The sequence below is a fragment of the Fructilactobacillus myrtifloralis genome, from assembly GCF_024029335.1.
Lineage (GTDB): Bacteria > Bacillota > Bacilli > Lactobacillales > Lactobacillaceae > Fructilactobacillus > Fructilactobacillus myrtifloralis.
Genome location: NZ_CP097116.1, coordinates 1,154,092 through 1,179,764 on the forward strand (window position 1 = coordinate 1,154,092; position 25,673 = coordinate 1,179,764).

Annotated in this window: 25 protein-coding genes, 1 tRNA gene and 1 CRISPR repeat array; of the genes, 22 read left to right on the plus strand and 4 right to left on the minus strand. The window is 44.8% G+C overall.

The window, feature by feature from the left end; translation table 11 throughout:
- Positions 1 to 57: 57 nt before the first annotated feature.
- The 13 genes from adhE to M3M35_RS05760 all read left to right on the plus strand — a co-directional run bounded on the left by adhE (position 58) and on the right by M3M35_RS05760 (position 16,109).
- Complete coding sequence (gene adhE / locus M3M35_RS05700; RefSeq protein WP_252749701.1) at positions 58 to 2,676, plus strand: bifunctional acetaldehyde-CoA/alcohol dehydrogenase; 2,619 nt, start codon at positions 58 to 60, stop codon at positions 2,674 to 2,676.
- 141 nt (positions 2,677 to 2,817) lie between these two features.
- A complete protein-coding gene (locus tag M3M35_RS05705; RefSeq protein WP_252749702.1) occupies positions 2,818 to 3,999 on the plus strand; it encodes an MFS transporter in 1,182 nt (393 codons plus the stop codon).
- Between the two features lie 44 nt (positions 4,000 to 4,043).
- Positions 4,044 to 4,796 (plus strand): alpha/beta fold hydrolase, encoded by a 753-nt coding sequence (locus M3M35_RS05710; RefSeq protein WP_252749703.1) that lies wholly within the window; start codon positions 4,044 to 4,046, stop codon positions 4,794 to 4,796.
- 129 nt (positions 4,797 to 4,925) lie between these two features.
- Positions 4,926 to 8,957 (plus strand): type II CRISPR RNA-guided endonuclease Cas9, encoded by a 4,032-nt coding sequence (cas9, locus tag M3M35_RS05715; protein ID WP_252749704.1) that lies wholly within the window; start codon positions 4,926 to 4,928, stop codon positions 8,955 to 8,957.
- A gap of 210 nt (positions 8,958 to 9,167) precedes the next feature.
- A complete protein-coding gene (gene cas1 / locus M3M35_RS05720; protein WP_252749705.1) occupies positions 9,168 to 10,073 on the plus strand; it encodes a type II CRISPR-associated endonuclease Cas1 in 906 nt (301 codons plus the stop codon).
- The gene (gene cas2, locus M3M35_RS05725) at positions 10,051 to 10,356 is read left to right on the plus strand and encodes a CRISPR-associated endonuclease Cas2 (protein WP_289847035.1); all 306 of its coding nucleotides are present in this window, start codon (positions 10,051 to 10,053) and stop codon (positions 10,354 to 10,356) included. The genes cas1 and cas2 overlap by 23 nt, the downstream gene beginning before the upstream one ends.
- A complete protein-coding gene (gene csn2, locus M3M35_RS05730; RefSeq protein ID WP_252749707.1) occupies positions 10,353 to 11,018 on the plus strand; it encodes a type II-A CRISPR-associated protein Csn2 in 666 nt (221 codons plus the stop codon). The genes cas2 and csn2 overlap by 4 nt, the downstream gene beginning before the upstream one ends.
- Before the next feature lie 20 nt (positions 11,019 to 11,038).
- Positions 11,039 to 11,734: a CRISPR direct-repeat array (repeat unit 36 nt; unit sequence GTTTTAGTAGTATGTCATTTCAATGAGATTAAGAAC).
- Positions 11,735 to 11,928: 194 nt separating this feature from the next.
- Positions 11,929 to 12,306 carry a TIR domain-containing protein gene (locus tag M3M35_RS05735; RefSeq protein ID WP_252749708.1) on the plus strand — a complete coding sequence of 126 codons (378 nt, stop codon included), beginning with the start codon at positions 11,929 to 11,931 and terminating at the stop codon, positions 12,304 to 12,306.
- Between the two features lie 24 nt (positions 12,307 to 12,330).
- The gene (locus tag M3M35_RS05740) at positions 12,331 to 13,305 is read left to right on the plus strand and encodes a caspase family protein (protein ID WP_252749709.1); all 975 of its coding nucleotides are present in this window, start codon (positions 12,331 to 12,333) and stop codon (positions 13,303 to 13,305) included.
- Complete coding sequence (locus tag M3M35_RS05745) at positions 13,306 to 13,860, plus strand: toll/interleukin-1 receptor domain-containing protein (RefSeq protein WP_252749710.1); 555 nt, start codon at positions 13,306 to 13,308, stop codon at positions 13,858 to 13,860.
- Positions 13,850 to 14,104: a hypothetical protein gene (locus tag M3M35_RS05750; protein ID WP_252749711.1), complete on the plus strand. Its 255-nt coding sequence runs from the start codon at positions 13,850 to 13,852 to the stop codon at positions 14,102 to 14,104. Before M3M35_RS05745 ends, M3M35_RS05750 begins: the two co-directional genes overlap by 11 nt.
- Positions 14,105 to 14,191: 87 nt before the next feature.
- Entirely contained in the window at positions 14,192 to 14,845 is a 654-nt protein-coding gene (locus M3M35_RS05755) for an NAD(P)-dependent oxidoreductase (RefSeq protein WP_252749712.1), read from the plus strand.
- 190 nt (positions 14,846 to 15,035) lie between these two features.
- Complete coding sequence (locus M3M35_RS05760) at positions 15,036 to 16,109, plus strand: acyltransferase family protein (RefSeq protein ID WP_252749713.1); 1,074 nt, start codon at positions 15,036 to 15,038, stop codon at positions 16,107 to 16,109.
- A 29-nt stretch (positions 16,110 to 16,138) separates the two neighbouring features.
- Here the strand turns inward: M3M35_RS05760 and M3M35_RS05765 are convergent, their stop codons facing one another.
- Positions 16,139 to 16,999: a hypothetical protein gene (locus M3M35_RS05765; protein WP_252749714.1), complete on the minus strand. Its 861-nt coding sequence runs from the start codon at positions 16,997 to 16,999 to the stop codon at positions 16,139 to 16,141.
- A gap of 157 nt (positions 17,000 to 17,156) precedes the next feature.
- On the opposite strand from M3M35_RS05765, the gene M3M35_RS05770 reads away from it, so the two are divergent.
- Both M3M35_RS05770 and M3M35_RS05775 read left to right on the plus strand, forming a co-directional pair.
- Positions 17,157 to 18,617 (plus strand): TPM domain-containing protein, encoded by a 1,461-nt coding sequence (locus M3M35_RS05770; protein WP_252749715.1) that lies wholly within the window; start codon positions 17,157 to 17,159, stop codon positions 18,615 to 18,617.
- A 64-nt stretch (positions 18,618 to 18,681) separates the two neighbouring features.
- Positions 18,682 to 19,266 (plus strand): LemA family protein, encoded by a 585-nt coding sequence (locus M3M35_RS05775; RefSeq protein ID WP_252749716.1) that lies wholly within the window; start codon positions 18,682 to 18,684, stop codon positions 19,264 to 19,266.
- 55 nt (positions 19,267 to 19,321) lie between these two features.
- Here M3M35_RS05775 and M3M35_RS05780 read toward each other — a convergent pair whose 3' ends face one another.
- A complete protein-coding gene (locus M3M35_RS05780) occupies positions 19,322 to 19,564 on the minus strand; it encodes a hypothetical protein (protein WP_252749717.1) in 243 nt (80 codons plus the stop codon).
- A 140-nt stretch (positions 19,565 to 19,704) separates the two neighbouring features.
- On the opposite strand from M3M35_RS05780, the gene M3M35_RS05785 reads away from it, so the two are divergent.
- The 5 genes from M3M35_RS05785 (at position 19,705) to M3M35_RS05805 (ending at position 23,238) form a co-directional block, all read left to right on the plus strand.
- The gene (locus M3M35_RS05785; RefSeq protein WP_252749718.1) at positions 19,705 to 20,112 is read left to right on the plus strand and encodes a hypothetical protein; all 408 of its coding nucleotides are present in this window, start codon (positions 19,705 to 19,707) and stop codon (positions 20,110 to 20,112) included.
- Between the two features lie 57 nt (positions 20,113 to 20,169).
- Positions 20,170 to 20,811, plus strand: a complete 642-nt coding sequence (locus M3M35_RS05790) for an NAD(P)H-binding protein (protein WP_252749719.1) — start codon at positions 20,170 to 20,172, stop codon at positions 20,809 to 20,811.
- Positions 20,812 to 20,981: 170 nt separating this feature from the next.
- Positions 20,982 to 21,488, plus strand: coding sequence for a TetR/AcrR family transcriptional regulator (locus M3M35_RS05795; RefSeq protein WP_252749720.1), 507 nt, complete (start codon positions 20,982 to 20,984; stop codon positions 21,486 to 21,488).
- Positions 21,489 to 21,499: 11 nt separating this feature from the next.
- Entirely contained in the window at positions 21,500 to 22,561 is a 1,062-nt protein-coding gene (locus M3M35_RS05800; RefSeq protein ID WP_252749721.1) for an ABC transporter permease, read from the plus strand.
- Between the two features lie 2 nt (positions 22,562 to 22,563).
- A complete protein-coding gene (locus M3M35_RS05805; RefSeq protein ID WP_252749722.1) occupies positions 22,564 to 23,238 on the plus strand; it encodes an ABC transporter ATP-binding protein in 675 nt (224 codons plus the stop codon).
- Positions 23,239 to 23,283: 45 nt separating this feature from the next.
- Here M3M35_RS05805 and M3M35_RS05810 read toward each other — a convergent pair.
- Positions 23,284 to 23,357 (minus strand) — tRNA-Asn (locus tag M3M35_RS05810).
- A 139-nt stretch (positions 23,358 to 23,496) separates the two neighbouring features.
- On the opposite strand from M3M35_RS05810, the gene M3M35_RS05815 reads away from it, so the two are divergent.
- Positions 23,497 to 23,961, plus strand: a complete 465-nt coding sequence (locus M3M35_RS05815; RefSeq protein WP_252749723.1) for an NUDIX hydrolase — start codon at positions 23,497 to 23,499, stop codon at positions 23,959 to 23,961.
- 5 nt (positions 23,962 to 23,966) lie between these two features.
- Here the strand turns inward: M3M35_RS05815 and M3M35_RS05820 are convergent, their stop codons facing one another.
- Positions 23,967 to 24,689 (minus strand): winged helix-turn-helix transcriptional regulator, encoded by a 723-nt coding sequence (locus tag M3M35_RS05820; RefSeq protein WP_252749724.1) that lies wholly within the window; start codon positions 24,687 to 24,689, stop codon positions 23,967 to 23,969.
- A gap of 110 nt (positions 24,690 to 24,799) precedes the next feature.
- On the opposite strand from M3M35_RS05820, the gene M3M35_RS05825 reads away from it, so the two are divergent.
- Positions 24,800 to 25,666 carry a phosphate ABC transporter substrate-binding protein gene (locus tag M3M35_RS05825; protein ID WP_252749725.1) on the plus strand — a complete coding sequence of 289 codons (867 nt, stop codon included), beginning with the start codon at positions 24,800 to 24,802 and terminating at the stop codon, positions 25,664 to 25,666.
- Positions 25,667 to 25,673: the final 7 nt, after the last annotated feature.

Below are 25,673 nucleotides of genomic sequence, written 5' to 3' on the forward strand. Positions count from 1 at the left end.
CCGGGCGCTTTGTAGCACGCGCCCCTGTAACCCAGAAGAATAACCGGAGGAAAGAACATGTCTGACAAAAAAGAAGCACAAGAAAACAAAGCAATTGACGCGACGATTGACGAAATGGTTAAAAAGGCGCACGTTGCTTTAGACGAAATGAGTAACTTTGACCAAGCCAAGGTCGATGAAATCACCCACGCCATGGTAATTGCTGGGGTGGATGCTCACCAACGTCTCGGTAAAATGGCGTACGAAGAAACCGGACGGGGAGTTGCCGAAGACAAGGCCATCAAGAACCTGTTCGCAACCGAAGAAATTTGGCACGACATTCGCAACGATAAGACGGTCGGGGTCATCGACGAGAATTCGGAAGAAGACTTAATAAAAGTGGCCGAACCCCTCGGAGTGTTAGCCGGGATTACACCGGTTACCAATCCAACCTCAACCACCCTGTTTAAGTCAATCATTTCCATGAAAACTCGGAATGCGATCATCTTTAGTTTGCACCCGCAGGCCTTACAATCCTCGATTGAAGCTGCGCGGATCATGCGCGATGCAGCTGTGGCCGCTGGGGCGCCTAAGGATTGTATCCAGTGGATTGCCGAACCAAGTCGGGAAGCAACTAACGCCTTGATCAAGAACCCCGGAGTAGCATGTACCTTAGCCACCGGTGGCCCTGGCCTAGTCAAAGCCGCTTACTCAACTGGGAAACCAGCCTTAGGGGTAGGTCCTGGAAACGGTCCAGTTTACATCGAAGCAACGGCCAAGATTCCGGAAGCCGTAAACGACATTGTGTTGTCAAAGACCTTCGATAACGGGATGATTTGTGCCACGGAAAACAGTGCCGTCATTGACGATCAGATTTACGCCGATGTGAAAGAACAACTGGAACGTAACAACGTGTACTTTGTGCCGGAAGCCGAGAAACAACAACTGACCGATGCGATGTTTGATAGCACCCGGTTGAGCGTTAAAGGTCCCATCGCGGGGGCAACGGCAAAGCAAATTGCTGAAATGGCCGGGATTAAGGTCCCAGAAGACACCCAGGTGCTTGCCGTTGAAATGACGGGAATTGGCCCGAAGTACCCAATGTCTGGTGAAAAGCTCTCACCCGTAATCTCGGTTTACCACGCTAAGGATCATCACGAGGCCTTTAAAATCGTCAACAAACTGTTGGAATACGGTGGGTTAGGCCACACCGCGGCCATTCAAACTACGAACGAAGAACTCGCAACGCAGTTCGGCGTGTTCGTAAAGGCTTCACGGGTCATCGTGAACTCCCCATCTGGACTTGGTGGAGTTGGAAACCTCTACAACAACATGACGCCGTCCCTCACGCTGGGAACCGGATCATGGGGACAAAACTCGATCTCGCATAACGTGACGGACTATGACCTGTTGAACATCAAAACAATCGCAAAGAGAAGAAATAATATGCAATGGATTAAACTACCAAAGATTTACTTCGAAAAGAACTCCGTGCGCTACCTGAAGGACATGCCAAACATCCAAAAGGCCTTCATCGTGACGAGCCCATCCATGGTTAAATACCACTACGTTGACAAGGTGCTCGATGAATTAAACGCCCGGGATGATGGCGTTCAATACTACATCTTTGATGACATTCACGGCGAACCAACCACCGAAACGGTTGATGCCGGAGTAATGCAAATGCGGGGCTTCCAACCAGATACCATCATTGCACTCGGGGGTGGATCACCACTGGATGCTGCTAAGATGATGTGGTTAATCTACGAAAACTCCGAAACGGACTTCTTTGGAGCTAAACAGAAATTCTTGGACATCCGGAAACGGGCCTACCGCTTCGAAAAACCAAGTAAGTCGAAGATGGTTGCCATCCCAAGTACTTCAGGAACTGGTTCAGAAGTAACGCCGTTCTCCGTAATTACGGATGCTAAGCTCCACATTAAGTACCCACTGGCAGACTACGCTTTGACTCCAGACGTGGCCATCATTGACCCTCAATTTGTCAAAACGGTGCCCAAGAGTACGATTGCTGCTTCCGGACTGGATGCCTTAACGCACGCGATTGAATCCTACGTTTCCGTGATGGCCTCTGATTACACGCGGCCGTTGTCACTGCAAGCCATCAAGATGATTTTTGAAAACCTGACGGCTTCTTACAACGGCGACATGGAAGCGCGCGACAAGATGCACACTGCTTCCACGATTGCCGGAATGGCCTTTGCGAACGCCTTCCTTGGGATTACCCACTCGATTGCCCACAAACTCGGGGGTCAATTCGGAATTACCCACGGAATTGCGATTGCCATTACTCTGCCACACGTTATTAGGTACAACTTCAAGCAACCGAAGAAGATTGCAACGTGGCCGAAGTACGAATCCTTCCGGGCTGATCAAGACTACGCTGAAATTGCCCGCTACATTGGTTTGCCAGGGAATACGAACGAAGAACTGAAGGAAGCCTTGGTTCACAAAGTGATTGAGCTGGCGCACTCCGTTGGCGTAACGTTGAGCCTGAAAGCCCAAGGCGTTGATCGCCAGGAGCTGGAAGATAAAGCACAACGGTTAGCGGAACTGGCTTACGGGGATCAATGTACAACTGCCAACCCGAAGGAACCGTTGATTGCGGACTTGAAACAAATTATTCTCGATGAATACGATGGGATTGGCGTCGAAACGGAAACTAACCGCGAAGTCTAAGATCCCAAATAACTGATTAAAAAAACCACTGGTTCGTTACTGAACCGGTGGTTTTTTTGTGGATAAGGGACTGAAATTGGCACGGGAACCACTGGGGGAAAATGGTATAATGCGCATAATTAACCGACGGGAGGCCAACTAATGCCAGCATTATCACGTTCCCAAACCAATCTAATCGTCTACTTAACCTCTTTCTTTTTGTATAACTTTGCACGGGTGCTCCCACATGCCGTGCTGACCGTAATCCTGCTTAATAAGGGGATGAGTGTCGGACAAATCGCGGTGATTCAGAGTTTCTTCATGATCGCGGTGTTGGGATTCGAACTGCCATCGGGACTATTGACGGACACTTGGTCAGAGCAACGGGTGTACGAATTGTCACTGTTGTTACTAGCACTTTCGTACGGATTAATCATGTGGTCGCATTCCTTTTGGATCCTGAGTGGGTCCTGGTTTATCTACGGGATTAGTAGTGCGGCCATCAGTAGTTCGCTAGAAACCTATTTTCTGCGGCAGTATCAACACAACGAGCCCCTGATCAAGCGGTTTAACGTGCGCTTTAACAATACCAATTTGATGAGTAGCCTGCTCGGTGGGGGACTAGGGTCCTTTATCTATGCTTACTTAGAGAACGCCTTGTACATCATTTCGATTGTTCTGATTGGGGTTGCTTTCTGCTTAATCTTATTCGGCTTTCACGGAACCGCCGGCAAAGCTGCAGAACAGCGGAGCAGCTTCTGCGAGTTAGTGGCTTTACTGCGAACGGGCTTGTCGGCGCAGTTATGGCTGACAATCGGGCAGTTAGCGGTATTACAAATCGTGGCGCAACTCTTTTTCCAGTTCTGGCAGGTGTTGTTTCTAGGTGCCGGGCTTAAGCAAACCCAGTTTGGCTTGTTTTACGTTGGGTTTCAGCTAATCGCGTTAGGCAGTAACTGGGTGTTTGCCCGCTGGAACTTTCGCCGGGGCGAAGTATTCTTAGTATTGCTGATGGTGAGTCTGTTCCTTAGCGCCCTGGCCTGTCAGCATTGGCAGTTTGGGATGGTTAGTTTAACCTGCCTCTTCTTAGTGCCCTTTAATATTTATAGTACCCAATTGCTGGTGAACCTGCAACGCCAAGCACCAGCACGGTCCCTTGCCTCGGTCACGGCGGTTTCTGGGACCTTGGGAAGCGTGGTGTCGCTGTTACTGCTGTGGGGCGTGGGGGTTCTGGACCACTTTCAATCGTTTCCGGTCGTGGCAGTAGAAGCCGTGGGATTGTTTGTGCTGTTGTCCGTGGGTGGCTACGTTTGGTTTGCGTGGCGGAGTCGGAGAATGGCTGAGTAGGGATGGAGGAAGTTATGCTGAAATTCACTAAAGTTGGTACCGGAATGCCAATTATTTTTTTGCATGGATATGAACTAGATGGTACTAGCCTAATGCCACTAACCGAGCCGGTGTTTAAAAAGCTCCTTTTCGGGTATCAACGGATTTACATTGATTTACCGGGAATGGGGCGTTCCCGCGAACTTGAATTTATTGATGCCAAAACGACGCTGCAAGAGCTTGTGCAAACATTACGCGCGTTAAATTTATCCCGGTTTCTAGTGGTGGGCCAATCATACGGCGGGTATTTAGCGACGGGATTAAAGAAAGATTTTCCCCACGCAATGAAGGCTCAGCTGTTAGTAGTGCCAATGGTGGTTCCCAAACTTGCGGAACGGACCTTGGATAACTTAGCCCACCCGTACGTTGGTTCTAATTCAGACCAATTTACGGATGATTTTAAAGCGGTAAATGTAATTTTGAACCACCTAAAATTTGCATTATACCAACGATTGATTGAGAAGCCGTTAGCCTATAATCAAAGCACAAATCTGACTAGGGTAATGAATTCAGACCTTTACTCATTGCCAAACTGGTTAAATGCAATTGAGCCGGTTGCCACAATGTTGTTAGTGGGACGCTACGATAATATTGTTGGACACAAAGACCCGGTTAAGTTATTAACTCTCAAGTATCCTGAGCTAGGAATTAAGCAGTACGGAAATTCAGGTCACAACTTGATGATTGACGAAACGGACCGGTTTACTGCTGATTTAGTTCAGTTTGTCACAAAGTATTCCGGTTTCTCTACATCATAAATTGGACTGGATTCTCGAACGAAGACTAATCATAAGTAGCTTAAGTAGCAACAATTGAATTTTAATTAACTTTTATAATAATGATTTGTACATGATATAATAATGACATTAATAATCTGGGAGGCAATCATGAAGACAGATGTACCGTATAATGTGGGACTTGATATTGGGACCAGCTCGATTGGGTGGGCCATCACGGACGAAAATAACCGCTTGATTTCAGTTAAGGGTCATTATGGAATTGGGACGCGGTTGTTTAAGGAAGGCGAAGCAGCTGCCGACCGGCGCGGGTTTCGGACAACGCGACGGCGCTTATCGCGAAGAAAATGGCGGTTACGGCTGTTGGCGGAAATTTTTGATGCTCCGATTGCTGCAGTGGACCAGAGTTTCTACGCTCGATTACGGCAATCAAGCGTGTCGCCGTTAGATCCACAGAAAAAGCATGAATTTGCAGATAACATCTTATTTGCAGATCCGGACTTTACCGATCGAGATTATCACCATGAGTATCCAACGATTTATCATTTACGGCATAAACTGGCTACGGAACAACGGCAGTTTGATGTCCGGTTAATCTATTTAGCCGTGCACCATTTGATTAAATACCGAGGCCATTTTTTGAACAAGGCGGCTGCCAATAAGTTCAAGGCGGGGGAAATCGATCTAGCTACAGCCTTTCAGCAGTTAGATGATATTTTTGCCCAGCAACAACGTGATGACGTGCGGTTAAAAACCACGGACGTCAATCACCTGGTGAAAATTTTGACAGATACTAACTTTAGTAAGAGTGATCGCCAAAAGCAAATTGCGAGTGAAATTTTTGTGAAAGGTGACAAGGATCAGGATAAGCTTAATAAAAAGCTTGCTACGGAAATTGTGAAGGCAATTGTCGGGTTAAAAGCTAAGTTTGACGTGATTTTTGGGCTACAGGATGTTCCGAATGCTAAGGAGTTTTCGTTAACTTTCAATAGCGATGATTTTGACCAAAAGTTAGCTGATTTAGGCTCACAAGTGACGGATGAGGATCAGGAAATCGTGGCAATCCTGCAAAAGCTATACTTTGCCGTTGATTTAGCTGGAATCCTACAGAATCCGACCACGGGGAAGATGTTCTCAAGTATCTCGGAGGCCATGATTGATCGGTATGAACGGCATCATGATGACTTAGAGAAGTTAAAACAATTAGCAGCGCAGTTCAAGAAAGCGGGAAAGGTGGAACAAGCCACGGCTCTGAAACAGGCTTACGCCGATTACGTTGATGGTGAAGTTAGTAGCTATAAGAAACTCCCGTTGGATGAATTTATGAAGCGGGTGGGGAAGCAACTGGATGATTCGGCAGTGGCTACTGAAATTAAATCGGAGATTGATACGGGGCAATTTATGCCAAAACAACGTTCCAAAGAAAATGGGGCGATTCCATATCAACTGCAGCAACAGGAGCTCGACGCCATCATTGAGAATCAGGGACAGTATTATCCCTGGCTTCGTGAAGCTAAAGAGCACCTGGATGCGCTGATTTCCTTCCGGGTGCCTTACTACGTCGGTCCGATGGTTGATCCAGAAGAAGTTAGTGCTGAAAACGGCAAATTTGCGTGGATGAAACGCAAAGATCAGGGGAGCATCACTCCGTGGAATTTTGCGGAAAAAGTTGATAAAACGACTTCAGCAACGAATTTTATCAAACGGATGACGGCCACGGATACCTACCTAATTGGAGCACCGGTGTTGCCGAAAAATAGTTTGTTATACCAAGAATTCACGGTTTTAAACGAGTTAAATAAGTTAAAAGTGAATGTGAATGGAAAGAAATTTGCATTAGAACCAGACCAGAAACAAGCGATTTTTAATCAGGTTTATAAAAACCACAAACGCGTTTCCTTGAAACGAATCAAGGAGTTTATGCAGGCCCAGGGTTGGATTAATACAGATGCCGATCTTTCAGGAACGACCGATCAAAAGAACGTTAACAATATATTGGGCACGTATAATGATTTTAAACCGATCTTTGGTTCCCAGCTGGATAATCCGGATCGCCAGGCGGACCTTGAACGCATCATTGAGTGGTCGACCATCTTTGAAGATGAACACATTTTCAAGTTAAAGCTGGATACAATTAAATGGCTTACACAGGAACAAAAAACCCAGTTAGCAAAACACCGGTACCAAGGTTGGGGTCGATTATCGAAACAATTGTTAGCTGGGATAACAAACGCCAACGGAGAACGGGTAATTGATGTGTTGTGGAACACGGATCAAAACTTGATGGAAACCCTGGCTGATGATAGTTTCAAGGCTGCGATTCAAGAATTTAACGGAGACCAGTTAGACCAACAAAACGTTTCCGACGTGATTGATGACTTGTATACATCTCCACAAAATAAAAAGGCCATGCGCCAGGTCTTATTAGTGATTGATGACATTGAAAAGGCCATGGGTCACGCTCCTGCAAACATTATGATTGAATTTGCCCGCGAAGATCGAAACGATCATCGCTTAGTTAATTCACGGGCTAACCAGTTAGATAAAACGTATCAGAACGCAAAGGCTGAGATTAGCAAGGATGTGCAGGCGGAATTAAAAGCGAAAATCAAAGATAAGGCGCAATTTAATGACCGGCTCTATTTGTACTTCGTTCAAGGCGGTAAGGATTTATATACCGGGAAGCCAATCGATATTGATCGGCTTTCCAACTATCAAATTGATCATATCTTACCGCAGTCCTTTATTTTGGATAACTCGTTGGATAATCGTGTGTTAACAGCTCAGGATAATAACCAGACCAAGGCTGACCGGCTCCCTGGAGAACTCTTTGGGGATAAGATGAAGGGTTATTGGAACACTCTGCGCGAGCACGGATTGATGACTTGGAAGAAGTACAATAATCTCATGTTAACTCCCGATAAAATTAGTAAGTTTAACAATCAAGGTCGGTTCATTAATCGGCAACTGGTTGAAACCCGCCAGGTCATTAAACTAATTGCAGAGATTTTGCACAACCGCTATGCCGATGAGGGACAGACTGAGATTGTTACGGTAAAAGCGAACTTAACCCATCACATGCGGACGAAATTCAACTTCTATAAAAACCGGAATGTGAATGATTATCACCATGCTTTTGATGCCTACTTATCAGTGTTTGTAGGAAATTGGTTGTTACAACAATATCCTAATTTGAAGCCATACTTTGTTTATGGTGATTATGCCAAGGGTGGAATTAAGGACTTGAAGCATTTTAACTTCTTATACCGCTTTGAAAAGCAACATGAGTTAGCTGAAGATGGGCAGATTAAAACTGATCCAGACCAGTTATTGGGTTACATGCGCAAGTTGTATCAATTAAAACGGATGCTGGTAACCAAAGAACTGGAAACCAATCACGGGAATTTATTTAAGCAGACGGTCTTTCCGGCGCCGGCCCATGATAAAAAGATGAAGAAGCCACGAAAGTTGATTAACCCTAAAGCTAATCGTTCGAGTGACATTTATGGTGGTTATACCAGTAAAACGGCGGCTTTCATGACATTAGTTCGCGTGAAAAAAAGAGCGAAAGTCGAATATCGGCTTGCAAGTGTTCCGTTAGCTAATTTAGTTTGGCAACAACAGGGAATGTCCTTTGCTGAGATGGTCGATAAATCTGTTCGTCCCCAATTTACAGGAAAGAACGGTAAGGTAAATGATTATCAGGTTGTTAAAAGCAAGGTATACATTAATCAACTAGTTAATGAGGATGGGTCAATGTTTACGTTAGCAAGTAAGCAATATCGGCATAATGCTCAACAGTTGGTGTTATCTGACCAAGCAATGAAAATTTTAAGCAGTAAGCCAACTGATCTTACTCGGGATGATTTGATTTTTGTTTTCAATGAAATTGTTGATAAGGGACAACGCTATTTTAAAGCTTATGATTTTAGTAATAGTGAAGAAGCAAAAGTTCGATTTAGTGAGTTAGCTGATTTCGATGATATGAGAACAATTATTAACAACTTGTTGATTGGAATGCATGCCAATGCGCCATATGCTGATGTTTCAAAGGTTGGGTTACCTAAATATTTAGGATTGTTCATTTTAACATCAGGTATAAAATTGAAACCTGAAACTAAATTTATTTACCAATCTCCAACTGGTCTATTTTCCCGGCAAGTTAAAATTTCTGATTTGTAAAACTGAAGCACCAAAAAAGGGAAGCTATCAGATGATAGCTTCCCTTTTCTAATATGTACGGCCCTTAAGGGCTCACAAGGATAAACTCCGCCATAGGCATTGTTTGATTTTAACTCAGTATGTCATTTCAATGAGATTAAAAACCGTTGGCATCCCAACCAACAATATCAATATAACGACTTTTTTTAGGAAAGTCAAGGAGGTAGGAAGATGGTGTGGAGAAGCGTTGTGATCACCCAACACGCTAAGGTATCATATTCCGGACGACGGATCATCGTCCAAACTAACCAAACGGTGGCCGAAGTTCCAATCGATGATATCGAGGTACTGCTGATTAGTAACACACAGGCAGTACTAACGGCGCGGGCTATTAGTGAATTAGCACGTGCCGCAGTTAAAGTGATTTTTTCAGACGAGACTGGGGAACCGGTCTGTGAAACGGTTGATTATTTACCGAATAATCGTAGTATGTCAGTTTTACAACGGCAGTTTGAGTGGGATGAAGCTCGCAAAGAACTACTATGGACTTGGTTAGTTACCGCTAAGGTTCAGATGCAAATCACGGTTTTACAAAAACGTCACATTGATGCGAGTGATCTTGATTATGAATTCCGCAAAATTGAGATTAATGATCTTAGTAACCGTGAAGCAGTCGTTGCGCGCAAGTATTTTCCGTTACTGTTTGAAACTGGATTTGAACGACGGAATTTCCAGCCCGCTAACGCTGCTTTAAACTACGGTTATTCAATTTTATTGTCATTGGTGAACCGTAACATTGTCGCCACGGGATGTTTGACGCAGCTAGGGATTCATCATCACAACGATGAAAATCAATTTAACCTGGGGTCAGATTTGATGGAACCGTTTCGACCCATTATCGACTGGTGGGTAAGTGAACAAGAGATTAAGGAATTAACTCCAGAAGTTAAGATTAAGTTAGTTGATTTGTTGAACCTAGAACTAAAGTTTAACGGCAAGAATACAATTTTAAGAAATGCACTAAAAACGCACGTGACGAACTGCATTAATTATTTAAATGGAGAACGAGAGACTGCTAAAGTTGAGGTGGAATTAGGAGATGAGATATCGGATTATGCGCTTAATCGTAATGTTTGATTTGCCAATGGATACTAGTGAAGATAAGCGGAATTACCGGAAGTTTCGCAAGGAGTTAATCAACGAAGGATTCTTAATGATCCAGTATTCGGTCTATGCCCGGGTTTGTGTCACCAAACAGTCCGCTCAGTTTACGGAAAATCGGATTAAAACGTTTTTACCTACCCGTGGATTGATTCAGACGTTGATGGTAACCGAAAAACAATACAATAGTATGCACTTTTTGGTTGGAGAGCAAAAGGATGATGTCCGGAATACCTCAGATCGGACGGTGGTGCTATGAAGCTAACTTTGTATCCGAATGCTCCCTTTGAAATTAATGCGGGAGTTCCCACTGTTATTCGGACTAATAATCAAGCCTTTTATACTAGTCTGAGTTTAGGCTTGCAAAGTAAGCAAGACATCGTTTTGAGTGATAATGATGAAGTACTTGAACTCAATGACTATTTACAATTTATAGGAAACGTGGTTACTAATCCAGATCTGTTTACGCCCTTTAAACTGAAAATTGAACGGGAAATTCTGGAAAATTTAAACGAGAAGGAACGCCAACGCCTATATCAATTAGATTGCGAACTTAAAAGTATTTTCTTGGGATCTGCTTATTTAGAGGATTTTCCGCTAACAATTAATGATGAGTGGGACGTGAAAAAGCAGTATAAGTACTGTGGGATTAACTTTTTGCATGATGCGCAAGCAACTCCCTATGATATAATTAAGGAAGTTCTTAACTTATATAATCAATTTAATGCTAAAAAACTACTGGTTCTTGCTGATCTCTTTAATTACTTGGAAGAAGCCCAACAACTTCAGATATTTCAATTAATTAAAAAGTTGGAATTACATGTCTTACTATTAGATTTTTCCTGGCAACCATATTCCCAATTGTTAGAAGAATGCCGTTATTACAGCGTTGACAAGGATTTTGTAATCTTTGAGCGTTAACGGATGAAATATTACAGACGGTTTTAGTAGTATGTCATTTCAATGAGATTAAGAACGAGCAGAAATAGCTAAAACATTTTTAACATGTTTTAGTAGTATGTCATTTCAATGAGATTAAGAACCTCCCAAGAGTTGAACTTTACAAACTACGTGTTTTAGTAGTATGTCATTTCAATGAGATTAAGAACCGAAGTAGTACCACTTTTTACCGTTTGCTAGTTTTAGTAGTATGTCATTTCAATGAGATTAAGAACCAAAATTTTTGAAATTTTTTGCGATTTTTTGTTTTAGTAGTATGTCATTTCAATGAGATTAAGAACGACACAAATTCTGTTTTACACACGTCACCGGTTTTAGTAGTATGTCATTTCAATGAGATTAAGAACGGGATTGTATTCATCCGTGGTCAGTTTATGGTTTTAGTAGTATGTCATTTCAATGAGATTAAGAACGTCTTGGCGCTTTCAATGGTCACGTCCTCCGTTTTAGTAGTATGTCATTTCAATGAGATTAAGAACAATTATTGGAAGCATTTAGGCGGTACCTATGTTTTAGTAGTATGTCATTTCAATGAGATTAAGAACCTTGAAAATTTAGTAAATAGTGATGATGTAGTTTTAGTAGTATGTCATTTCAATGAGATTAAGAACTACCAACTGCAATTCCATTTTGGGTATACTGTTTTAGTAGTATGTCATTTCAATGAGATTGATAATTTGCGGCCATATTTATTGACTTTCAATCTAATTTATGTTAAAAATGATTTGTTGATAGATATTAGATTTTAGATGTATGTCTTTTGAGATTATAATTAAAGTCATTTTGACTTTTTTTATTTTTGACATCAAAAAATTTCCCTAATATCTATATTTAATTTAAAACGTTTTGTTTTATGGAAGAGGGTAATTTCTTGAAAAAAAGGATTTTTATAAGCTTTGCTATTGAAGATGAAAAATTACGTGATTTTATTGTTGGACAATCTAAAAACAAGGAATCACCGTTTGAATTTATTGATATGTCTGTTAAAGAACCATGGACAAATTCTTGGAAGACTAAATGTAATTCTAAGATTAAAAGTTGTGATGGTGTAATTGCATTTATTACAAGTAAAACTAAAAGTGCAAATGGTGAACTTTGGGAAATTAAATGTTCACAAGATAATAATATACCCATTCTTTTTGTTTGGGGGTACAAAGAACATTTGTCGTATGTTCCAGGATTTGTAAATTCATCAAAAATTAAAAATTGGAAATGGGATAATATAGAAAAATGGATAGATAAATTATAGGAATTTATTAAGGAGATAACATTTATGATTAAAAGAAAAGCACTAATTGTAGGAATAGATAACTATCCTAATGCAAAACTTAAAGGATGCGTAAATGATGCCAAATCAATTGCGTCATTATTAGAAAAAAATGAGGATGATTCGCCTAATTTTGATGTTAGACTTGAATGCAACGTGCCAACTAAAGGAAAATTAAAAACTTACATTAAAGATTTATTTTCAGGAAATGCTAGTGTAGCCTTATTTTACTTTTCTGGTCATGGTTATTCCATTGATAATGAAAATGGAATTGTAACCCCAGATTTTTCTGAGGGAGATATGGGGATAACTGCAGGTGATTTATTGGAGATTGCAAATGATTCTCAAATTGAAAATAAAATTATAATTTTAGATTCTTGTTTTTCAGGTAGTATGGGTGGATCGGAACCCTTGAAATCTAATATATCTGCTATTAGCAAAGGTTTAACAATTATGACAGCAAGTTCAGAAAAAGAGCCTTCTTTAGAACGAGGTGGACATGGTTTGTTTACTTCTCTTTTTATAAAAGCTCTTGAAGGATATGCTTCAGATATTATGGGAAATATTACCCCAGCAGGTATTTATTCTTTTATTGATCAAACGCTAGGTCCTTGGGACCAAAGACCTATTTTCAAAACTAACACTCAAAATTTTTATTATTTAAGAAAATCTACACCTGACGTTAGTTTAGATGTATTAAGAAGAATCAAAAATTATTTTGAGACTGAAAATAGTGAATTTGAATTAGATCCTTCTTATGAGTTTACTAATTCCCCAAAAGAAAAGCATTATATAAAAAAGCCATATGCGTCTAGTGAAAATGTATCAAAGTTTAAAGAATTACAGTTATATCAAAAAATAGGATTAGTTGAACCAGTTGATGAAGACTATATGTATTTTGCAGCTATGAATAATAAATCATGTAGGCTTACATTTTTAGGAAAACGATATTTTGAATTAGCGAAAGATGGTAAAATATAAATGATTTTAAATAAACAATTTTTATATGGTATAGCAAATGATCCTAGAAATGAAGTTCAAAAAAACCTTGGTCGGGCTTTTGGTAATAGTTCTTCATATGATCTTTTCATTTCGCATAGTTTTAAAGATAAAAATTTAATTGGAGCTTTAGCATCCCTTTTTGAAAAAGATGGAATATCGGTATATATTGATTGGATCCAGGATTCGACACTAGATAGGTTAAATGTTACTTCTAGAACAGCGAACGTAATTAAAAATCGGATTAAACAGTGTACGGGATTAGCCTATATTGCCACAAAAAATATTGTTGATTCAAAATGGTGCCCTTGGGAGTTGGGGATTGGTGATGGTATGAATAATGGGAAAGTATGTATTCTACCAATTCTTGAAACAAAATCAGATACATTTCATGGTCAGGAATATTTAGGATTATATCAATATATTGATTATTCATCTGCTGGTAGTTATGGAGGGAGTCATTTTTGGATAAATGATCCGCAAGATGGTGAAAAAATTGTAACTCTTAAAGAATGGTTAAGAGGTAATGGTCATTAATTATGAACAATGGCAAGCGCACAAGCGGGCCGAATTGGGAAAAAAGCAGGCAGCGCAACGAACCAAACGTTCCAAGCTGATTAGGACGGTTTTAATCGTGATTGCCGTCCTGGTATTCTTATCGATCATAATGGGTTCCCTGTGGTTAGCGTTAGGCTTGATCTTTATGGGGTGCTTAGCGGCAATTCCCAATATTCTTGAAATCTTATTCATCGGGACCTTTTTTGACGACCATAATCATTAGAATTCGTAGGTGATTTTAAGCATGAGTGTTACGATTACAATGTAATCATTAGGATTAATGCTTAGTAAGCAGAAAGCGGGTCAAACAATGAAAATGATGATTATTGGGGCCACTGGAATGACTGGTAAAGAATTAGTGGCAGAAGCCGTGGCCAATCAGATCCAGGTAGTAGCGAATGCGCGAAATGCGGACAAGTTAGCCGACTTACAAGCTGACTTTCCAGAAATTACAGTTTTAACTAAGGATGCTTTCGCGTTGGAACCAGCTGATTTTTCCGATGTCGATGTAATTATTGATGCGTTTGCCACCACGCCGAAGCAGGCGTATTTACACGTTGATTTAGCGACGAAACTAATCGCGATGTTTAGAAACAGTAACAAGCGCCTGGGCTTCATTTTAGGAGCCGGGAGTTTATACACCGATCAAACGCGTCAGCGCGTGGCGTATGATGATATCAAAGCTGATCAATCCACTGCTTCCTGGCGGGCAATTCCCGAAAATCAGCTCTATGAGCTAGAATTCTTACAGAACGTGAAAAACGTTAACTGGTTTGGGGTTTCTCCGGGCTTTAACTTTGTACCGGGTCCCAAAGCAGCGCAGGTCATGGAAGGAACTGACTACTTGCTGTTTAACAAGGATCACGTTTCAGAAACCACGGCAGGGACGATGGCAGCTAGTGTGATTAAAGAAGTGCTCCACCCAGAGCATGCCAATCGTCGCTTTACGGTGATTAACGGATAAGACTTTACAATTATTACTAAAAAACCACTTAAATGGGGATTTCCATTTAAGTGGTTTTTAGTTAGTCATCGGGAGATGAGCTTTTTGATTTGTTTATCCTGAAAAATTAAGTTTCCAATGTTTTACCCCATCATTTTTGGTATGCTTAAATATAGACAAGTTATTACTTTAACAAGGGAGAAGTCCAATAATGAAAAGAATTGAATGGATTGATGTGACGAGGGGAATCGGAATGTTGTTAATTGTTATTGGACACTCCCTAATGAACTATACTAATTCTGATTTTTCGAAAGCAGTTTTTGCCGTCAATGTTCCTATCTTCTTTGTTTTGTCGGGATACCTATTCAAGGTCAAACCATGGAAGAAATTTGCACATGGAGGGATGGATAATCTTTTGTTACCCTACATTGGAACTGCCCTTATTATTGTAATGCTTTCCATAATTGCCGTGCATTTTCCACACTTAAAGGGATTACAATCCCCGGGTAATGGACAACAAATGTTACTCGCAGCTGGGTATGGAATTGGAAGCCCGACCACGCTTAATCTAGGCACTTTTCATTTGGTTATTCCCGCGATTGGTGCCATTTGGTTCTTGTTAGCAATGTTAATTGGCAACTTTCTGTTCAATGTAATTGTAAAGCTGACCGGTCTGGTTCGATACTCAATGACCCTGACTTTGGTCCTAAGTATTATCACAGCTCTGCTTGGTTTTACGACGGCAAAAGTACTGATATTACCATGGTCCATTAATGCGGCATTAATTAGTCCAATTTTTTATTGGTTTGGCTATGCATTACGACACTATGATTTAGTCGAAGCTGGAACTAGCTACTATTTTATCGTTGGAATTGTCCTGTGGGTAATTTCAACTTGTTCTGGTTTTTTCTTTATGAACGTTGCATTTGCAACAAATCCTTTGCTGGCGGTGCTGGGAGGCATGGGCGGAAGTTACGCTTTGATTGTGATTTCCAAGTGGGCAGTAGCTCATGTAACCAGACTGACATTGCTAACGAATTTAGGGAAATATTCATTAATTGCCATGTGTTTTCACGATGTTGACTTAGATAATTTTAGTCTCCCTAATCGGGTCTTTTCCCTTTTAAGTACGTCTGGATTTAGTCTCGTGGGGGTAGTTGCTGTTGTAGCACTTCATTTAGTGGTCATCGCGCTAATGATTATTTTAATCCCCAAAATTCCAGTGTTACGAAATATTTATTTACACCGCCAGTTTGGTTTTAAAATTACCACCAAGTTAAAATAAGCCTTCTCGTCCTAATTGGATGGGGAGGCTTATTTTAGATGCAGGAGTTTCAACAGCAGCGCAACAAGCGTGATTTCTAGCCAACTGATTACGAGACACAGACTGATGAGAATTAGTAACACCAGCCATACGGCGGCACTAATTAACACGAATTGATCCAGCTGGTACGTCAGTTGTGGTTTCACGATGGCGATTCCCATGATGACTATACTGAAGACCACGACTAACACCAGGTAAGTTTTAGCGCCCTGTAACGAACTCTTTAGGTCGGCAGAAGAGAGGCTAAAGGTGGTCGTGCTAATCATGCCGATTAACAGGATGAGCAAGACTTGTTGCCAGCTAGCACTGGTTAAAAAGGCCTGCGCCGTTTCGCTAAGCCAGGTGAGACAGGTCTGCCAGGCAAAGCTGGCGTAGTCCGCAACCGGATGGGCTTGGTTAATAAATGCGGGCGCTTGAATGGGCGACCAGGTCGGATGACAGAGCACCTTAACCAACCAGCCGAGCACGAAGATCCCGCTGAACATCGGGGCGAGTCCGATGAAAAAATTACCCACCGCTTGGTACCAATTTCTCGGGTTATAACTGGAGGCAACGCTTCCTAGGGAGCCATCTCGATTGCCTGACAGGTTTAGTAGTTTAAAAGAACTAATGTGATGCAGGAAGACGAGCGCAAAGAGTAGGTGTCCCAGTTCGTGGATGATCACGCCGAGACCGCCAACCCAGTACTGCGCCCGCTCGCTAAAGGTCGTGACGAGCGTTCGTTGGACCCGGCGGGCAAAGTGGGCGGTTAGCCAGCCGACTAGTAACGGCCATCCAATTAAAATGATGCTTAAAAAGCCAGCTAACTTACCGGTTTGCCAGGCCCAGGCGAGGAAAAATGATTGGGACATGCGCGTTTCTCACTTTCGTTGATAGTATGTTCATTATACTGAATGGTAGCCGGCCGGGCGTTAAAAAGCACTCGGTGCGGTGAATTGACAGTTTTTAAGGACTATAAGAAAATAGCGCTATGTAACCATAACGACGAGAAATGAGGTGGAGGTACGCATGAAAATTACCCGATGGCTCGGCTTGCTGCTCACCCTAATGGTGAGTTTATGGGGACTGGGCGCTGTGGCCCACGCGGCCGGCCAGTCAAGTCGGTTTGTCCAAGATGAGGCGGGCGTATTATCCCCGTCCACGTTTCAGGCCGTGGATAATGTCAATCAGTACCAGCTCAGTCATGTGAAGGGGAAGCCGCAGTACGCCGTGATCACTAAGAATGGGCTTCCCCGAGATACCAACATCGATGACTATGCGATTGATACGGCCCGGAAGTTAAAAATTGGCCGGCCGGGCTGGCACAATGGAATCTTATTGGTAGTCAACGTGCAACCGGGCCACCACGTCGCGCGCTTAGAAGTGGGAACCGGGTTGCAAGGGGCGCTGCCAGATGGTGCCGTTGCCCAAATCTTTGCCACCCCCGCGGTGCACAATGCGCTCCGCCAGCAGGATTACGATCGAGCGGTGCAAACGATTAGTACGTTAGTGGCACGGCGTCTGCGCGAGCATCAGCAAGAGATTGACCCGCCAAGTCAGACGCAATCACGGCAGACGACCCGGGCGGATCACCACGTGGGCCACCAGAATTTACTGTTTGTAATCTTATTACTGCTGTTAGTGGGGCTTGGGAGCCTTGTCTTTTCGTTAAAGGGACACTGGCATCGAAGCCGCAAGTCCTACGATCAAAAGGTCTTGGCCTTCTTACAGCACCAACAGTTACCGGTGAAGAATGAAGTCCTCTTAAACCGGATGGTGGACAATCTCACGGCTAAACAGGTTAAACCCACGCCCGCCGCGCTATGGCAGGCCTTTAACGAAGAAAACTTAAAGCAGCAGGGAATTCAGCATGTCGAGGCTTTCCCTGAGTTGAAGCAGGGGCCCCTGAGCGTGCCCGCCTACCGGCAACGGTTAGCGGAATACGAGCAGAAAAAAGCGACCCGCACGCAAACGGTCAAAACGGCGGCCACCAACTATCTCCGCGAGCAGGGTTATCCCGATGATCCGGCGGTGTTTCTGGTGAACCTCTTGGGAACCCCCGCCGTGCAACAGTACATTGCAACGGGGACGAATTATGCGGCGGTTACTGCCACGATTGCCGACCAATTTCGCCGGCACATGGTGCTTAATTTCATGCAAACTGACCCAGACACCCAACGCCAGCTACAGCGCGAGGGTTTCATGGGACCGTATGCCGACTACGTGAACCGGTTGAGTCGGCGGCGTGTGGAGCGCATTTATAACGGTGGTAACATTCGGAGCGTCCTCTTACTATCAGCCCTAGCTGCTCTGTTAGGTTCATGGGGGGCGAATGCCGATCACCATGACCACTTTGACGACGGTCCCGGTTCGTTCTTTGGTGGTGATGGCGGCTCTGGCGGCTTCTTTGACGGTGGTTCGTTTGGTGACAGCTTTGGGGGCGACACCGGCGGATTTGACGGTGGCGGTGGCGACTCCAGTGGCTGGTAACCAGCTTTAAAAGCCAGTATAATAAGAACCAAGCAACACGACCGGACGTAGAAAGGAAGAAACCATGAAACTGAAAAAAGGCTACATCATTACGGGGGTCATCGCCCTAATCATCGTGGTCCTAGGTGGGTGGTTGATTGGGACAAGTAATGGGTTTGTGCGCGGCCAGCAACAGATTAACCAGGATCAGGGGAACCTTGAGGTGCAACTCAAGCGCCGGGCGGATTTAACGCCCCAGTTAGTCAGCACCTTAAAGGGTTCCATGAAAAACGAACAAAAGATTTTTGGTGACATTGCGGCCTCCAGAAACCAGTATGCGAATGCGAAGACGTTGCAGGATAAAAACCAAGCGGTGCAGAACATGGACAAGCAAACCAACGTCCTGTTAAATGCGGTGCAGGAGAATTACCCTAACCTGGCGAGCTCGAATCAAGTTTCTGAGCTAATGACCCAGATTGAAGGCAGTGAAAACCGTGTGAGTCAGGCGCGCCGGACCTATAACCAGGATGTTACCGAATACAACACGCAGATTTCGGTGTTTCCGGGGGACCTGATTGCCCACTTTAAGGGCTTGAAGCCGTACCCAACGTTTAAGGCGGATGCGAACGCGCAAGCGGCCCCCAAAATTGATTTAAATACGGATAAATAAAAAAACAGTCCCGAGAGGACTGTTTTTTTATTAAAATGCTCAGGATCGCCGGATGTTATTGGTAAGTAATCGTCATGATGCATTTATAGGCATTTTGATAGGTAATATCGGTGTCTAAAATTTCGTAGCCATCATATTGGAGCCCACTCATCACCTCTTCGATGACCTGATTGGTGTCTTTATCAAAGAAAAAGGTAAAACCACTTAGTTTAAACGCAATCAGGTGCTTGTGGCCGTCTCGCTGCACCAGCCCCGGTTTTACTTTTTCGTAATGGGATGCGTTGGAAAAGATCGTCATAACTACTCCTTTACAAATTTAATTAAGTTGTTACTACAATAGCATAGATACCGAACTAAGCATACCAATTTTACAATCCTTTGCTAGCGGACCGGAAACTACTATAATTAAGGTAATTAGAGCTGTTAAGGAGGGTTACGATGCGACGAACTAGAATGGGACTACTGCTAATCATGGGCTGTCTCGTACTCCTCACCCTAGCCGGGTGTCAAAACTTTTCCGTCACGGACCAGGGGCACGATTCTGTGAAAGTGTATGATGCAAACCACCAGCTCGTACGCCAGGCCACCCACGTGCGCCAACTAGACGCCATTACGAATCACAAGTACCAAGCGTTTCGCCATCAGGCGGTTCCAAAGGATGCTCAGGTCAATTACCGCTACGTAATTCACCAGCGCCAGCACAACCTGAAATTAACCGTGGTGGTCTATTCCAACTACCGGCTGGCCAAAATTAGTGGAATTCCGGTGCTGGGCAGTGGAACAGTTGCACTCACGCCCACCCAATTTAAAGAATTGAATGATCCAGAACGGCTGATTGCCCAGTAAACGAGTATGATGAAGGAAGCAGATTAAAAGCAGAGGATTGGAAAGGAAGTTGAACCGATGAAAGTAACGATTTTAGCTGCGGCAGGACAAATTGGAGAACTGGTCACCGCCGACTTATTGAACGACACGACTGATGAATTAACCTTGGTGGCCCGTGACGCGCCGGCCCGCTTGGCGAACTTTACTGATCCGCGGGTGACCCTCGTGGATTTAGACCTTTTGGAAACTAGTCAGCTAGCCGCCGTCTTGCACGGTCAAGACCTGGTGATTCTAGCAGTGACGCCCGATCAGGACGTGGCTGATAGTGTGATTAATGCCATGGACACGGCGGGCGTGCGCCGGATAATTGTTGCGGGGGCCATTGGTGTCGAAGATGAAGTTCCTGGTAAATTTGGCGAATGGAACCGCAAGATGAGTGGGGGCTTAATTGCTCCCTTTATTCAAGGCTTCCATGCCCTTGAAAATAGTGACCTGGACTACACCTATGTGCGGATGACTTGGTTATATAATGATCCACAAAAGACCGACTATGTGATTACCCAACCAGGGGAACCCCAGGCCGGGGTGCAGATTAGTCGCTCAGCCGTGGCTAACTTCATAACCCAGTTAGTGCAAGCCGGAGCCACTGATTACCAACGTGCTTCGATTGGGATTTATGAACCGGGTTCTGATCGCTATGACCACCCCACTTTTTACTAGCGCCCGTCGTCTTAGTTAAATTAGCAACCCACAACAGCCTTCGTGATGCGGGGGCTGTTTTTTTAGGAATTATTGTGACGGAGTGTCATTTTTATTGGTTAAAATGTTGACACCGTGTCACCGTAATGGTAAATTACAGGTAAACCAAGTTAGTAAAAGGAGAACAGACCATGCCAACTAGCACTTTTGAAAAATTACCAGCCGAGAAACAAGCCCGGATTAACGCGGCCCTGTTAACGGAGTTTTCGGCCTATTCCCTCGCAGAAGCTCAGGTCGCTCGAATTGTAGCGGATGCCGAGATTTCCCGGGGATCGTTCTATAAATACTTTAATGATATTTCTGATGCCTACCGCCACGAGTTTCAGCAGGTCATGTCGGAACTACACGCCCCCTTTAAACGGGGCGCTTCAACCGTGGACGTTTCCGAAATGGTCCGGATGGTTGCGCAGTTTGTCACGGAAAGCACGCACAGTGAGTACCGAAGCTTCATGCGCCTGTATTACCAACGCAACCAGTATCTACTGCCAACCGATATTTCACCGCGCACCCCCACCGAACGGGAGTGGGCGAGCTCGGTCCTGATTCACCAAAGCATTAAGGAAATCTTGCTGAATCCGGAGCGCCAGGCCGATTACCTCGCTCGCTTAGAGCGGACTTTAACCCAGTTGTTTAGTTAAGGAGGCTTACAATGTTTTTAGCACTCCGAGAAATTAAATATGCAAAGCTTCGATACGGTTTAATCATGACGATGATCCTTTTGATCAGCTACTTAATTTTTATTTTGACCAGCCTAGCGGTGGGATTAGCGTCGCAAAATACCCAAGCCCTTAAGAGTTGGCAACCGAAGAGCATTGTTTTGAACAAGAACGCCAACGTCAACATCGGACAGTCCCTGTTATTGCAAAGCGATCTTGACAAGGCCCACTTCAATCCGCGGACAGAAGCGGTCGTCGGCAACGCCCCGGTGGTGGCCACCGGCAAACATGCCAAGGTATCGTCCCAGTTCATGGGACTTTATCCGCACCAGTACGTGGCCAAGCAGCTCCAGTTAACCAGTGGGCATGCGGCCCGGAACGCTCAGCAGGTGGTAGTAGACCAGAAATTCAAACAGACGGGCTATCAGCTTGGCGATCACCTGCAATTTAACGGCGGTTCCAACCGGTATCAAATCGTGGGGTTTGTGAAAAACGCGAAGTATAACATTGCCCCGGTGGTCTACGGCTCGCTGTCAACCTGGCACACCTTACGCAACTTGGACGGCCGGTTTGCGGGGAGTGCGGTGCTCAGTCAACGCGCGCACTTCCAGATTCCCAGTTCGCAACTACATAGCTATAAACCGCAAACGGTGATTAATAACCTGCCCGGGTATACCGCGCAGACGTTGACCTTTACCCTGATGATTGGGTTTTTAATGATAATTTCGTTAATTATCATCGCCGTGTTTCTATACATCTTAACGATGCAGAAACTGCCGAACTATGCGGTGCTCCGGGCGCAAGGCATTCCGGCCCGGAAGTTGGTTAACGCCACGATCGCACAAACGGTAATCCTCGTTGTCAGTGGGATGGGGGCCGGCCTCTTGCTGACCTTAGTAACGCTCTTCGTGCTACCAGCAGCGGTGCCCGTGGCCATTAGTTGGCCCATCATGCTCGCAACGGTGGTTGGATTACTGGGCACTTCGATGTTAGGTGCCTGCTTACCAGCCTTATTAATTGTGCAAATTGATCCCGCGGATGCGATTGGAGGATAACGATGGCAACGATTGAACTAAACAACATTACGAAGGGGTTTGGAACGGCGACCAGTTCGGAACTCGTCTTAGACCACGTCAACTTTGTTAGTAACGCCGGGGAAGTCACCATTATTACTGGTCCGTCTGGTTCCGGCAAAAGTACGTTACTGACAATTATGGGGGCGCTCCGGAATCCCGATGCGGGAGAAGTGTGGCTTTCCGGCACCCAGGTGAACCAGCTCAGCCAGCGGGACCAGGATCACTTCCGCCTAGAAAAAATTGGGTTTATTTTACAGGCCCACACCCTAGTGCCGTTTTTGACGGTTCACGACCAATTTCGGTTAGTTGATCAGGTCAAACCAACCGGGAATTTAACGCCCGCTCACCAACAGGAGCTTCTGGAAACCTTGGACATCGCCGACTTGAAAACGCACTATCCTGCTGAACTGTCCGGGGGCCAGAGCCAACGGGTGGCCATTGCCCGGGGACTGTATACGCAACCAGAGTTAATCCTCGCGGATGAACCGACGGCGTCCCTTGATGAAGCTCGGGTCACGAAAGTGTGTGAGTTGCTGGCCGCCGCTGCCCGGGAGCAGGGGAAAACCGTGGTCATCGTGACCCACGACGACCGGATGTACCCCTACGCCGATCATCTCTATGAATTGCTAGACGGTCAGTTACGCCAACGTCGTTAAAAATAAAAGACCGCGCCTTATGGGCGCGGTCTTTTTTGTTACAAACTGCTGTGGCTGGGCTCGAACCAGCGACATCCTGATTAACAGTCAGGTGTTTCTACCAACTGAACTACACAGCAAGAAGGTTTTTCCTAGTTTAACAATTTATTTCGGCTTTTGCAACGTTTAAATGATAAAAATACGTAATTATTCGTTAATTAGTGATTTTAGTGCTATTTTAATTAAAAAACGTTAGTGATTAATGAGAGGAGGATTTCAATGGCAGATTACATTCACGAGCTTCGGCAGTTGGTGGGGCACCGACCGTTGATTTTGACCACCGCGGCGGGTGCCTTATTAAACGCGCAGCAGGAAGTCTTACTGCAGGAACGAACGGGGTACAACGATTGGTGTTTTCCGGGTGGTTACATGGAATATGGTGAACGAATCGTGGCGACCCTAAAACGAGAATTTAAAGAAGATGCCGGTCTTGCGGTTGCCCCGGTGCGGTTGTTGCACATTTTTGATGGCGATTGTTTTAAATATCCCAATGGTGACGAAGTTCAGTGCATTACACACTTTTACTTAGTCCGGCAGACCGGAGGGCACCTACTGCGCCAGCAGACCACAGAAACCAGCGCCGTGCGGTATTTTCCCTTAACCGCGTTGCCCCCGTTTTTTAACCAGCAATCCGAGAAGATGGCCCAGGCCGTTTGCGACTACGTGAACCACCGTTCGAGGTAATGCGCTCAATCTTTCGGCTGGGGATCATCAGTAACAAAGTGATAACCAAAGCCCCGGACCGTTTGAATGTAGTCGGGATGCTTAGGATCAGCTTCAATTTTATCGCGGAGGTGACTGATGTGGATGTCGACCATCCGTGACGTTTCGGAAATGTCGTAACGATCACCCCACACCCCCGCAAGTAACTGCGTCCGACTGAGGACCTGCGGAGCGTGCTCAATTAAATAGAGGAGCAGTTTTAATTCCTTGGGAGTTAGCCCTAAGTCCTGGTCGTTGCGAAAGGCCTTGTATTTTTGCCGGTCAATCACCACGTCGGCAAACTGCAGGCGGTCTTTGGTTGGGGACTGGGGAGCTTGTGATTCTTTCAAGCGCTGGTAGAGCCGGTGCTTTTGTTCAAACCGGGCGATAAGCTCCGCGGCCGGCCAGGGAGCGGGGACATAGTCGTCTAAACCGGTTTGAAAAATGGCGGTGGCAGCTTCTGTTGAATTGGCCAAACTGAGGATGGGCACTTGGTAGTGGTGCCGCACGTCGCTGAGAACGGACTGATATTCGGCAAAGGGAAAGGCGGTTAAATCCCACAGTAAACCAACGCTTTGTTTGCGCTGCATTAACGTCTCCACCTGGGTTGGATCGTCAATGGTATCAACAAAGTATTGTTGGTCGTTAAAGGCCTGGCTCAGCTCAATGGCTAATCGGAGTTGGTTGGTTACTAACGTTATGTGTTGCACACGCTCACCTCAATTATTTACATAATCTTTACATAAAGCACACAGCACCTTTACATAATGATATTATACTTGGTTTTGTAACGAAATGCAGAAATGAGATGGAGGCGCGTATGCGATTGGGAAAGGGACTGGCCATTGGGTTAGTGGCGACGAGCTGTTTGTTGTTAAGCGGATGCGGAACCAAGAATAAAGAGCACGCCGTGACCGCCGTGGGATCAACGGCCATGCAGCCGTTGGTGCAAAAGGCTGGGAGTGATTTTCAACAGCAGAATCAACAGTATACGGTGACCGTCCAGGGGGGCGGTTCCGGAACTGGACTGAGCCAGGCGGAAACCGGCGCGGTTAACATTGGGAATTCGGATATCTTTGCGGAGCAAAAGGACGGGATTCACGCTGACCGCCTTCAGGACCACCGGGTCGCTGTCGTGGGCATCGCACCCGTTAGTAACGAACACAACGGGGTCAACAACCTGACGCAACGTCAACTAGCGGCCATCTTTACGGGCAAGATTAAAAACTGGAAGGAAGTGGGGGGCAAAGACCTCCCCATCATCGTGATTAACCGAGCCCAGGGGAGCGGAACCCGGAAAACCTTTGAAGCTAAGGTTTTAAAGGGACAACAACCGGTCAAGAGTCAGGAACAGGACTCAAACGGGACGGTTAAAAAGATTGTCCAAAACACACCGGGCACGATTAGTTATCTATCGTTACCCTACTTAAACCGCGAACTGCAAACGGTCAAGGTGGATGGGGTCGCTCCCACCCCGCGCAACATTACGACGAATAAGTGGAAAATTTGGTCGTATGAACACATGTATACCTCCAAACAACCTAGCAAACCAACCCAAGCGTTTCTAGCGTACCTCATGTCGAAACCGGTCCAGGCTAAATTGGTCAAGGAAGCTGGGTACGTCAGTATCCACGACATGAAGGTGCACATGACTCCCGATGATCGGGTACTTCCTGGGAACCAATAAAGGAGGA